The 12,007-nt window shown below is 47.3% G+C and carries 8 protein-coding genes; all 8 read right to left on the bottom strand.

Annotated features, from left to right (window positions below; translation table 11 throughout):
• Window positions 1–46: 46 nt before the first annotated feature.
• The 8 genes from BUA78_RS12540 to dapA all read right to left on the bottom strand — a co-directional run bounded on the left by BUA78_RS12540 (window position 47) and on the right by dapA (window position 11,997).
• Complete coding sequence (locus tag BUA78_RS12540; protein ID WP_072915056.1) at window positions 47–1,648, bottom strand: N-acyl-D-amino-acid deacylase family protein; 1,602 nt, start codon at window positions 1,646–1,648, stop codon at window positions 47–49.
• A gap of 32 nt (window positions 1,649–1,680) precedes the next feature.
• Window positions 1,681–3,087: a cytosine permease gene (locus BUA78_RS12545; protein WP_072915057.1), complete on the bottom strand. Its 1,407-nt coding sequence runs from the start codon at window positions 3,085–3,087 to the stop codon at window positions 1,681–1,683.
• Window positions 3,088–3,116: 29 nt separating this feature from the next.
• The gene (gene hydA / locus BUA78_RS12550) at window positions 3,117–4,541 is read right to left on the bottom strand and encodes a dihydropyrimidinase (protein ID WP_072915060.1); all 1,425 of its coding nucleotides are present in this window, start codon (window positions 4,539–4,541) and stop codon (window positions 3,117–3,119) included.
• A gap of 28 nt (window positions 4,542–4,569) precedes the next feature.
• Complete coding sequence (locus BUA78_RS12555; protein WP_072915062.1) at window positions 4,570–5,754, bottom strand: YgeY family selenium metabolism-linked hydrolase; 1,185 nt, start codon at window positions 5,752–5,754, stop codon at window positions 4,570–4,572.
• Between the two features lie 35 nt (window positions 5,755–5,789).
• On the bottom strand, window positions 5,790–6,992 hold the full coding sequence (dpaL, locus tag BUA78_RS12560; protein WP_072915065.1) for a diaminopropionate ammonia-lyase: 1,203 nt from the start codon (window positions 6,990–6,992) through the stop codon (window positions 5,790–5,792).
• Window positions 6,993–7,235: 243 nt separating this feature from the next.
• Window positions 7,236–9,017 (bottom strand): sigma-54 interaction domain-containing protein, encoded by a 1,782-nt coding sequence (locus BUA78_RS12565; protein ID WP_072915068.1) that lies wholly within the window; start codon window positions 9,015–9,017, stop codon window positions 7,236–7,238.
• Window positions 9,018–9,189: 172 nt separating this feature from the next.
• Complete coding sequence (locus tag BUA78_RS12570; protein ID WP_072915070.1) at window positions 9,190–10,854, bottom strand: ribonuclease J; 1,665 nt, start codon at window positions 10,852–10,854, stop codon at window positions 9,190–9,192.
• A gap of 252 nt (window positions 10,855–11,106) precedes the next feature.
• Window positions 11,107–11,997, bottom strand: a complete 891-nt coding sequence (gene dapA, locus BUA78_RS12575) for a 4-hydroxy-tetrahydrodipicolinate synthase (RefSeq protein WP_072915073.1) — start codon at window positions 11,995–11,997, stop codon at window positions 11,107–11,109.
• Window positions 11,998–12,007 lie beyond the last annotated feature (10 nt).

The following is a 12,007-nucleotide window of genomic DNA, read 5'->3' on the forward strand; positions in this document are numbered from 1 at the left end:
TTCTTACTCTGTACTCCAAACTTGTCCGGAGCACAGGAACGGTTTTCTATCTGACCTCTGTACCCTTTTTGCGAAGCACCTTGCCGCTGCGGTTGCCCGTATGCTTACCTTGAGCTACGGTCAATGAGCCATTGATGATTACATATTCAATGCCTTCAGGATACTGCACCGGTTCGGTATAGGTACCCTTGTCAATGACCGTTTCCGGGTTAAAGATGGTGATATCGGCAAAGTAACCTTCACGAAGCTCGCCACGGTTTACAATCGTAAAGGTAGTGGCAGGCTTCTTGGTCATCTTGTAAACGGCTTCTTCTAAGCTGAAGGTCTTTTCTTCCCGTACATACTTGCCAAGAATGCGGGGGAAGGCGCCAAATACACGGGGATGAGGCTTGCCTCCTAACAGACCGTCGGTGCAGGCGTTCATTTCGGGGCGCTTCATAAAGAGTTGAACATGCTCTTCGGTGCCGTAGAAGTCTACCATGCCAACGGCATTTTCCTCTTGCAGCAGCAGATCGAAGGTAGCATCATAGGGATCTTTGCCGCGCAACTGGCCCAGCTGAACCAGATTAAGCCCGACTGCGTCTTGGTTTTTGCCGGTTTTTACACTGGTAATGAAGATCTGGTCCAGTCCGGCAAATTCTACGAAGTTGTCCCAACCGGGGATGCCATGTTCAATATCATGGATCATTTTTTTTCGCAGCTTAGGATCGGCCAGGCGCTCCAGAACCTTATCGGTGCCACCGTCATGTACCCAAGGAGGAAGGATCACGCCCAGCATGGTGCTGCCTGCCACATAGGGGTACTGGTCAAAGCTGACACGAATGCCTTCTCTTTGGGCTTTTTCCAGCAATTCAACAACCTTTTCAATCTTATCCCAGTTTTTCTTGCCACAAACCTTGAAGTGGGAATAGTGAATCTTAACCCCCGATTTACGTCCAATCTGGATGACTTCTTCCATTGACTCCAGAATGGTATCGGCTTCACTGCGCTGGTGAATGACGAAGATACCATCGTATGCCGCAACGACCTTACACATTTCAATAATCTCTTTGGATTCCGAATAGGCGCAGGGCATGTAGATCAGGCCGGTGGAAAGGCCGATGGCACCGGCCTCCATCTCACGGCGGGTGATTTGGCACATCTTTTCCAATTCTTCATCATTGGGCAGGCGGTTTTCCAGACCCATAGCTTCCATGCGGATATTGCCATGTGGGACCAGATAGCACTCGTTCAACCCGGGCCCCACTTCTTCAATCAGTTTGAGGTAACCTGCGGTGTTTTTGAATTCCCAGTTGATGTCGTCGCTGTCACCATCCAAACCGGCGAGATTTTTGCGCCAAGGGCCGATGTACTCCACGGGCAGGGGAGCCAGAGAAATACCGTCCTGCCCCAGAATTTCCGTGGTGATGCCCTGCAGCACCTTCGGGGCTACCTCGGGGTTAATTAAAATTTGCAAGTCGCTGTGGCTGTGTGTGTCAATAAAGCCGGGGGCCACCACCAGACCGGTTGCGTCGATAACCAGGGCACCTTCCGCTACAAGGCCTGTGCCGATAGCGGCAATGCGGTCACCGTCCAGCAGTACGTCTGCCTGATAAGCCGCAGCACCACTGCCGTCTACAACCAATCCGTTTTGAATGAGAATTTTCATGGATTCGTTAACGCCTCCACTTTTCTATCAACTTAATCCTTCGCCGGATCAAAAAGAATTTCCTCACCAACACGCTGATCATATTTTTTGAGGGTAAATGTCTTCATCAGGACATAATACAGAACCACGCTGCAGCCCAGACCCGCAAAGAAGGCATAATCACCGCACAGCAGACCAACGCCGAAGGACACCACGATGGTAACCAGCGCACTTATATTAAACCCGTTGGTATACTTGTATTGACCGTCTGCCACATACAGATCCCTTACATTCAGTTTGCACTTGCGAATGAGGAAATAGTCTACCAATAAAATACCGATAATGGGCCCAAGCATCTGGGAAATCCAGGCCTGTACCATGACCAAGAAACCTCCCTGGCTTTGCAGTTTCCAGGGCATCATGCCCACAGATAGTACGCCGCAAATTACCGCGCTCATCCAATATTTAAGCTTCGGGAAGATATTGAGCAGCACCAGAGTGGGGGGCAAAAGGTTGGCCGCCGTATTGGTGGACCACTGGGCAAACATAATGACCAGAAAGCTGAAAATTAGGACTACTTTGCTCTGGAAAAGGTCGGGAACAACTTGATTCAAATCCCAGTAACCGGAGGTAATGCCCGTCACAACACCAACCAGCATGGTTCCGATGCCTACCAGCATCAAGCCTATTACCTGTCCGATGATCGAGCGCTGGTTGCGGGCAAAAAAGCCTTTCTTCTCATATCCATCCACACGCTTAATCTGACGACTAAGGTCGCTGCCGTTCAGCGACATGGTAATCCAGCCGCCGGCAATACCCGCAATGGCATAGGCCAAGGAATATCTGCCTTCGGCAGGCGTTGCCATAATATCTGGCAGTGTAATATTATATTTTTGCAGAGAAACCACCAGAATAGCACCAAACATAATGGCCAAGCAGGGAATGGCGACCCAATCAAATTTGGCCATCGCTTTGAGTCCATACATGGTGTTAAAAATCTGGATAGCGGCAAAAAGAATAATCATCAGGGTTAAATTGCTAAACCCGGGGAAAATAATTCCCATCATCTGGTTAATCGCTGCCGCCCCAACCCAGGTTAGAAAACCAAACCAATACATGCCGGGGATAGCCCGAATCAGTCCTGCCACATAGGAACCCTTATAGCCAAAGGGAGCACGGGTATACGCGGCAAAGGGAACCCCATATTTAGTGCCGATATCGCCCACCATGGCAGTTAAGGCAGTAACCAGACCGTAACCGATGGTCATCACAAAAATCATGGTCCACGGCGACAGTCCGCGTCCGCCGTCGTAATATTGCGCGCCAAGGCTGAAGGCAACCACGTTAATCGTCATACCTGCCCAAAGAATAATGTAATCTGCCAGAGACATAGTGCGCTGATCGTCCGTGGTAGGCAACAACTCGCTGTTACGCAGGGCCTCATTACTGTTTGTTGTCATAAATAGTTCCTCCCGTTCCTTCGTTCAACTTAGTCCAGGCTATAGTGGGCCAGATATTGGGGATCAATCTTTCTCTTAAGGAACCTGCCGGCGCCCTTTTCACCTTTGAACTGACCATTTTCCACAATAATCTTACCCTTGGCAATGGTCATTACCGGGTAGCCTATAACCTTCATGCCTTCATGCAGACAGTAGCTGATGTTATTGTGCAAAACCTCTTTGCTTAGTACCACTTCTTTGTCCAAGTCAACCAGCACAATGTCCGCGTCCGAACCGGGGGCGATAATGCCCTTTTGAGGATAGCAGCCATATACCTTGGCAATGTTAGTGCTGGTAAGAGCACAAAGCTTATTAATGGAAATCCTGCCCTTGTTGACCCCCTCGCTCAGCAGGATGGGGAGCCGGATTTCCAGCCCGCTTAAACCGTTCACCACTTTGGTAAAATCCTGTTTCCAGGTGCCGTCTGGGTTTTTCTCCAAAAACATAGATTTTTCATCAATGTCAAAGGTACAGTCGTCTGAGCCGGTCAAAAGAATGGTACCGTCCTTAAGGCCCTGCCAGAGATCTTCCGCCTCTTCGGGGGTGCGCAGCGGCGGCGAGCAAATCGCCAAATGGCCGTTTTCGCCTTGGTAGAGATCATCAAACAAGGTCAGGTAATGCGGGCCGGTTTCCACGTAAAGAGGAAGATCCTTAGCTTGGGCACGCCGCGCAGTGTCCAAAGCCTCACCATTAGTTGTATGAACAACAATCAACCCATTGCCGATATATTCGGTAAAATAAACTGCCCGGGCAAATGCCTCTGCTTCGCAAAGCACCGGCTTGCATTTGGCAAAATTGACCCAGCTCATGTCGCCGGCTTGTCTGCATTTTTCAATGTTGCTTTCCGCAATGGCGTTGCTCTCACAATGCACCATGGGCAGACCGCCAACTTCTTTGGCCTTCTGAAATACCTTCAACATGGTTTCATCGTCACTCATGACGCCTTCTTTTTTATACGTCATAAACATCTTAAAGGTTGGCATACCAGCATCAGCCATTTTTTCAATATCCGCAATGGCCTCAGGGGTTGACTCAACAAATTTGCCATGCACGCTATAGTCAATGGCGGATTCACTCATTTCCTCCGCCCGTGCCAATGCCTGTGTATAGGGAGACTGCCCGCGGCTCATGTTGGCAAAATCCATAAAGGTCGTCACACCGCCAAATGCCCCTGAAATACTTTGCTCAAAAAAGGTATTGGCGCCAAGACATCCCTGAAATGGTGCCTGACAATGCATGTGCGCCTCAATCACACCGGGCATCACATACTTGCCTGTCGCATCTACAACCGAAGCCGCTTCACTGGCGTTAAAATGGCCCAGTGCGGCGATTTTGCCGTCTTTTATAGCGACGTCGCATGCCACCGTGGATGCGGGAGACACAACCTTGCCATTTTTAATGATTAAATCAAACATGGCCTTTGCTCCTTTCAAATTTATAATTCTATTTCAGCAGTGCCTGCATGATGCCATAGTAACAGTCGGTCACCTTGGTAAGCTGATCAATTTCGATATGTTCGTCCACAGTGTGCGCCAGATTTTCTTTGGAAGGACCCAGGCCAAAGGTTTTGATGCCCGCTTCACCTGCATAATGGCTGCCGTTAGTGCAGAAATTGTACTGGGTAATAGAAGGATGGTAACCCATCTCTTTCAGTTGGTTAAAGACACTCTGCACAAAATCAGAATTTTCTTCATACAGCCAGCCGGGGAAGAACCGTTCGCCCTCAATCTCGTTGCCGGTATGACATTTTTCAACACCAACGGCATAGCTGGCCGTTACCTTCAGTTCCGGATCTTGTGCCATCAACTGGTTAAGAAGCTGCTGAATAGGAACCAAAACACTCTCCTTGGTTTCGCCTACCAGCAAACGGCGGTCATAGGTGGCACGGCAGTATTCCGGAACAACTGAAGCACCGGGGTAAGGACTGCTCTTGATGTCGGTAAGTTCCAAAATACCGTCCCCCAGCACGGAATGATGGGGCGGCACAAGAGTGCGGATGGCATCGATCACCTTGGCCATCTTGTACACTGCATTAACGCCCTTTTCAGGGTTGGCGCTGTGGCAAGGAATGCCAAAGGTTTCAATGACAATTTCGGCACGGCCGCGCTGGCCAATCTTGAGGTTCAACTGGCTGGCTTCGCCGATGACGACATAGTCGGGCTGCACCAATTTGCTGATTTCGCGGGCAGCCACACCTTCAAAGCATTCTTCATGTACCACGCCAGCCACATAGATTTCACCGGCAAAGTCTTTGTTGGTGTCCTGCGCGAAGTTGGCGGTAGCACAGATCATGGCGGCAACAGCGCCCTTCATGTCGCTGGTACCGCGCCCATAAATCTTGCCATCGTGAATTTCAGCTGCGAAAGGGGGATGCTGCCATTCGGCCGCATTGGTGGCAGGCACGGTGTCTATGTGTCCGTCAAATAATAGCTTTTTGCCCGGCCGCTTGCCCTTGATACAGCCAATAATGTTGCCATAACGATCTACAGTGACTTCGTCAAAGCCCAAGGCCTCCATATTCTCCTGCAGAACCTGAACTACCCCCTGCTCTTCGCCGGAGTAGCTCCGCTGGCGAATAAGTTTTTGGCACAGTTCCACTACAGCAGATTCACGTTCTTTGCTCAACATAGTTTTTTCCCTCCAGTATTTATATGGAATTGGGTCTACTTTTCACTGGGAAATCTGCCATCCCAGACAACAGCGCGGTAATTTTCACGGTCGGTATCGCCTTCGGTGCTGAAGAAAAGCACACGGGAGTTTTCGTCCAACTTCAGGGCCTCTTTGAGGTGCTTCAACTCGGAATTGGTCATGATTTCGGCTACACAACCTAAGGTTGCGGCGCCGCTTTCACCCGAGATCACCCGCTCATCCTGGGCGGCTGGGTTTCCTAACATGCGCATGCCCTTGGCGGCAACATAGTCGGGGCAGGAAACAAAGTTATCTGTGTAGTTTTTTAAGATACCCCAGCCAATGCTACAGGGTTCACCACAGGCCAAACCAGCCATGATGGTATCCATTTGCCCGGTAACAAAGTGCAGTTTGCCATCGTTTGCTTCGGCGGTGCGGTATAAGCAATCTGCTTTGTTGGGTTCCACTACGGTCATGATGGGGCGATCGTCACCATACAGAGCAGAGAAGAAACCAACGATGGAAGCAGCCAGAGAGCCTACACCAGCCTGTACAAAGATGTGTGTGGGCTTTTCAGGAAGTTGCTCATAGGCTTCCAGACCCATGGTGACATAACCCTGCATGATCCAGGCGGGAATGTCCTCATACCCATCCCAGGCGGTATCCTGAACCATAATCCACCCTTTATCTTCGGCCTGCTTATTTGCCAAACGAACTGCATCATCATAGTTCAGATCAGTGATGGAAGCCTCAGCCCCTTCTGCACGGATGTTTTCCAGACGTTCAATGGCACTGCCCTTGGGCATGTAAACCACAGCATGCTGTTTAAGCTGGTTGGCGGTCCAGGCTACGCCACGTCCGTGGTTTCCATCGGTAGCAGTAACAAAGGTCAGATCGCCAAGTTTTTCCCGTATCTCAGCAGAAACCATTCTTTTATAGGGCAGTTCAGCAATGTCCATCCCCAGTTCTTTGGCTATGTAGTTACCGATGGCAAAGCTGCCACCTAAGACCTTGAAGGCGTTCAGACCAAAGCGGTGAGATTCATCCTTTACATAAAGGGTACCAAGTCCTAAAACCTGTGCAGTATTCTTCAACTCAACCAAAGGAGTTTTTTGATAAACCGGAAAGCTGGCGTGAAAACTCTGCACTTTTTTTGCTTCTGCCAAACTCAAAAATGATAAATCGTCTGTTTGTTGTTCGTCTCGCTTGTACGAAACCAACTTAAATAGCTCTTTCATAAGGTGATTTCATCCCTCCGTTATTCTTCGCTCAACAGCGTTTTTCTATTATTTAGCAAATTTCGTACCAATAATTTGTTTTTGTTGCAAAATAATAAAAAATGCGACATATTCTAAAAAATGTCGCATTTTTGTTTAAAATCTAACAATAATTTTTCGATAGCCATCGAATATAGTGAATGAAAGAAGAAATCTCAATTCTCGATTTGAGAAAAATTCTCAGAATGGGAATCGAGATGATTATTATTTTGAGAATTCCTCTGTCTTTCGGTACAGGGTGGCCAGGCTGATACCCAAGCTTTTGGCAGCCTTCTTTTTGCCTTGGGTGCTTTCACCAAACAGTTGCAAAGCCTTTTGAATTTCGCGGCGCTCCACTTCTTTTAGTGGCAGGACGGTTTGCACATCGGTTGGCGGCGAAGAACCTTTTACCGAGTTAGCGCTCCAATCAGGTTTGTCTGCCGTTCTCCGCTGGTGCTCAAAAAAATCTCTTGGCAGGGTATCCAAATCCAAAATTCCTTCTTTATCGCTCATGTTGACCATAAATTCAATCGTGTTTTCCAATTCCCGTACATTCCCGTACCATGGATATGCCAACAATGCATCCATCGTTTGAGGTGGAATTCTGCACTGGGATTTACCAAAAAGGGCTGCATACCTCTGTGCAAACAGATTAGCGAGATCCGGAATATCCTTTTGCCGCTGCCGTAAAGGCAGAATATGTAAAGGAATGACATTCAGGCGATAATACAGGTCTTCACGGAATTTGCCGTCGGCAATCATTGATTTCAGATCTTTATTAGTGGCGGCAATCACCCTTACATCCACAGGGATGAGTTGGTTTGAGCCGATACGAACGATTTTTCTATCCTGTAGAATACGCAGCAGCTTTGCCTGCAGATACAGCGGCATGTCCCCAATTTCGTCTAAAAAGATGATGCCTTGGTTGGCCAATTCAAACTTGCCGATTCTTCCGTTGGGATCTGCCCCGGTAAAGGCGCCTTTCACATACCCAAACAGCTCCGACTCCAACAGGCTTTCTGGGATTGCCGCGCAGTTGAGTGCAACAAACTGCTGGTCACGGCGGTTGCCGGCCCGCCAAATAGCAGTGGCTGCCACCTCTTTGCCGGTGCCGCTTTCCCCGGTGATCAATACGGTAGAAGTACTGTTGGCTACCTTTTGAATTTCCGTACGTAAAGCATCGGTTTCTTTGCTGCTGCCTATTATGTTGCCGGTGGAAATTGCAGCCGTCAAGGCATACATCTTTTGATGCAGATTTTTAGAACGGGTAAATACCAGAACTTCCGCATAGCTTTCATCCACCTTGAAGGGGATATAAATTTCACCTAATATAGATGTTTTCTTCTCCGCCACAGAGAGCAGGTACTCACTTTGGCCATTTATTTTATCCCGGGTGGAGATTAATTTTACCGGGCTTCTTTCTACTATTTCCATCTTCAGTTGCTTGCGGGCTTCATTATTTGCCAGGGTAATTGTGCGGTCGCTGCCCAAAATCAAAATGCCTTGCTCCATATGGTCGATGGTACAGGATAATGCTGACAGCATTGACTCTTGTTTCTTTTGGTCAATTCGTTCGGTGGCTTTCGCTGCAATAAAATTGGCAATCTGCTCAATGAGGCCAAGGTAGGTTCCCTCGTCCCGCAAAATAGTGTTTCTCTGCCACTCGCTGGAACCTACCAAGCCGATTATCCCGATGGTTTTTCCTCGGGCAAGAATGGGCATGGCGATTTCAATTTCCTCGGTGCAGTTGTTTTGTTTAGGACAGTCCTGACAGATAGGATCACAGCCCGGCGTATAGATAATCTGCAGTTTGCCGGTTTTTAGAACCTGACGGTAAGTGTATCCTTCTGCCGACATGTCCATGTTAACAAAAGGGGCAAAAATTCCTGTCCCAGCTACGCGGAACAGGTCGGCATCCACTACCTCAACGTCAACGTTTGAAATTTTGGCCATAATGGAGGCATATTTTTCTACCGTTTCCTGAATCTCTAACAGAATACCAGCCATATGTCTCCTTTCCGGGTAGTATCGCACTGGCTACCTTTCATGAACAAACTTATGATTTAGCGCATAAAATGCATCATCTTATCGAGATCGCTGCAAAACAATAGTTTTTATTTTACCATATTTTATAAAAAAATTAAAACTCCCACCATAAAAAGTGGGAGTTTTCTTGGTATTATACTTCCATGATGATCGGTAAGATCATTGGCCTTCTCCTAGTTTTTTCATAAAGAAACTTTCCTAAATCATCTCTAATTACAGATTTCATAGCTGCCCATTCTGAAATTCCCCGGACACAGCATTTTTCTAAGGCCATCTTCACCTTTGTTTTAGCCTCTTCCATCAACATCTCTGATTCACGGACATAGACAAAGCCCCTAGAAACGATATCTGGTCCAGCCAGTACTTGATTGTTTTCCTTATCCATGGTAACCACCACAATCAAAATACCATCCTGGGACAATTGTTTTCTATCTCGTAAAACAATATTCCCCACATCGCCGACACCAAGGCCGTCCACCAGCACTCTGCCGGAGGTCACCCTACCCAGCGTCCGGCCGGTTTTACGATTAAATTCCAGAACTTGTCCATTTTCACCTACAAAGATATTTTCCGAGGGAATCCCCAACTCCTTGGCTAGTTCTGCATGTCTTTTTAACATACGGTATTCACCATGAACAGGAATGAAAAACTTAGGTCGAATCAGGTTAAGCATGAGCTTTAATTCTTCCTGGCTAGGGTGACCGGAAACATGGATACCAGAAACCGCTTCATAGATAACCTTTGCCCCCAGTTTAAACAATTGGTCAATAATCCGAGCCACTAGTTTTTCATTACCAGGTATTGGAGTGGCGGAAATAATGATGGTGTCACCATGCATAATATCCACCTGACGGTGATCGTTCATAGCAATACGGGTTAACGCAGACATGGGCTCCCCTTGGCTGCCTGTAGTTAATAAAACTACTTTATTCTTGGGGAGTCGATTTGCTTCATCCAGTTCCACTAAGGTTCCCTCAGGTATATGCAAATAGCCCAGTTCACTTGCCACCTGCACAACATTCGCCATACTCCGCCCCACTACAGCTACGTGTCGTTCGTATTTGTGTGCTACTGTAATAGCCTGCTGCAACCGATGTACATTGGAAGCAAAGGTTGCAATAAGAATTCTTTCCTGAGCATGTCGGAAGGTCTCATCAAAGGTATTACCTACTACCCGCTCGGACATTGTGTAGCCAGACCGCTCAACATTTGTACTATCCGAGAGCATTACCAATACACCCTTTTCTCCCAGAGCAGCAAACCGAGGCAAATCGATTACCTCACCATCCACAGGAGTTTGGTCAATTTTAAAATCTCCCGTGTGCAGAAGAGTTCCCACTGGTGTATGGATGGCGATAGCCATAGAATCAGGAATACTATGGGAGACTCGAATAAATTCTACTTTAAAGGGTCCTACGGATATGATATCTCGGGGTTTCACGGTAGTAAGCTTAACCTGTTCCAGCATATTGTGCTCTTTTAATTTTCCCTGCACCAGACCCAAGGTAAGCTTCGAACCATACACCGGGACATTAATTTGCCGTAAAACGTAGGGTAACGCTCCAATGTGATCTTCATGGCCATGCGTGAGGAGTATACCTAATACTTGTTCCTTATGTTCCAGAAGATACGTTATATCAGGAATTACAATATCAATCCCTAACATTTCCTCTTCAGGAAACATTAAACCACAATCGATCAGAACAATATTTTCCCCAAATCTCACCGCGGTCATGTTTTTACCGATCTCGCCTAATCCCCCCAGGGGAATTACAGCTAATTTTGGTTCCTTGGCCAAAACCGCACCTCCTATTATCTATATAGTAAAATCGCTTCGCTAAATAAGTCAGTAGTTACTAAAATTACGGTGAGAAACTAGGAGAAGGCGGGGAAAATATGAAATTGTCCGAAATGTGGAAAACCGTTCCAGTAACCTACGCAAACAATTATACTAAAAAAATAGCTCTAACGGCAATATAATTGCCCATAAGTGCCAAAATAATACAAACAGGGCTATTACCCTGTTTGTATAGGTATTATTAGATCAAATCTATAAAAGTTCAAGGTTTTGCAACAAACCTTTTACCGAATCAATCTCACTGGCGGTGGCATCCACCAAGGGCAGCCGTACACCGCCTACTGCTATGCCCTTTAAGGTCAAGGCTGTCTTGACAGGAACAGGATTGGTAGTAATAAATAATCCTTTAAATAACGGAAACAGCTTCTTATGCAGGTTAGCAGCCAACGTGGTATTGCCTGAGGAAAAAGCATCGATCATCTCTTGGATCTGCTTACCAGCTACATGGGCTGCCACGCTGATAATTCCCTTAGCCCCCAGAGATAACATCGGGAGCGTCATGGAATCATCACCACTGTAAATAGCAAAATCCTCGGGTAATACTTTCTTTAGTTCTGAAACCTGATCAATACTGCCTGCCGCTTCCTTAATGGCTACAATATTGGGGACGTCTTCAGCCAGTCTTTTTACCGTTGCAGGTAAAACATTGATGCCGGTACGACCGGGAATGTTATAAAGAATTATCGGTAAAGTGGTACTTTCTGCAATCGCTTTGAAATGCCGGTAAAGCCCCTCTTGGGAAGGCTTGTTATAATAAGGTGCCACCAACATAACCCCATCGCAGCCTACTTTCTCGGCTTCTTTGGTTATGGCGATACTGCTGGCAGTATCATAACTACCAGTACCAGCCACTACCGCTGCTTTGCCCCCCACTTCTTCCACCACAGCCGCAAATAACGCAAGCTTTTCATCCTTGGCCAAAGTTGGCGATTCTCCAGTGGTGCCACAGACCACCAGGCCATCAGAGCCGTTTTCTACTAAATACCGAGCTAGTTTTTTTGCCTGGGCGTAATTAACGGATAAGTCGGTATTAAACGGGGTAACCATGGCAGTTAGTACACGTCCAAAATCAATCGCTGCCATTGACTTTCAC

Origin of the sequence: Desulforamulus aeronauticus DSM 10349 (assembly GCF_900142375.1) — a bacterium.
Lineage (GTDB): Bacteria > Bacillota > Desulfotomaculia > Desulfotomaculales > Desulfotomaculaceae > Desulfotomaculum > Desulfotomaculum aeronauticum.

Excerpts from the sequence above, each read along its gene's own strand:
- BUA78_RS12540 (WP_072915056.1), bottom strand. The coding sequence starts at position 1,648 with ATGAAAATTCTCATTCAAAACGGATTGGTTGTAGACGGCAGTGGTGCT.
- BUA78_RS12545 (WP_072915057.1), bottom strand. The coding sequence starts at position 3,087 with ATGACAACAAACAGTAATGAGGCCCTGCGTAACAGCGAGTTGTTGCCT.
- hydA (WP_072915060.1), bottom strand. The coding sequence starts at position 4,541 with ATGTTTGATTTAATCATTAAAAATGGCAAGGTTGTGTCTCCCGCATCC.
- BUA78_RS12555 (WP_072915062.1), bottom strand. The coding sequence starts at position 5,754 with ATGTTGAGCAAAGAACGTGAATCTGCTGTAGTGGAACTGTGCCAAAAA.
- dpaL (WP_072915065.1), bottom strand. The coding sequence starts at position 6,992 with ATGAAAGAGCTATTTAAGTTGGTTTCGTACAAGCGAGACGAACAACAA.
- BUA78_RS12565 (WP_072915068.1), bottom strand. The coding sequence starts at position 9,017 with ATGGCTGGTATTCTGTTAGAGATTCAGGAAACGGTAGAAAAATATGCC.
- dapA (WP_072915073.1), bottom strand. The coding sequence starts at position 11,997 with ATGGCAGCGATTGATTTTGGACGTGTACTAACTGCCATGGTTACCCCG.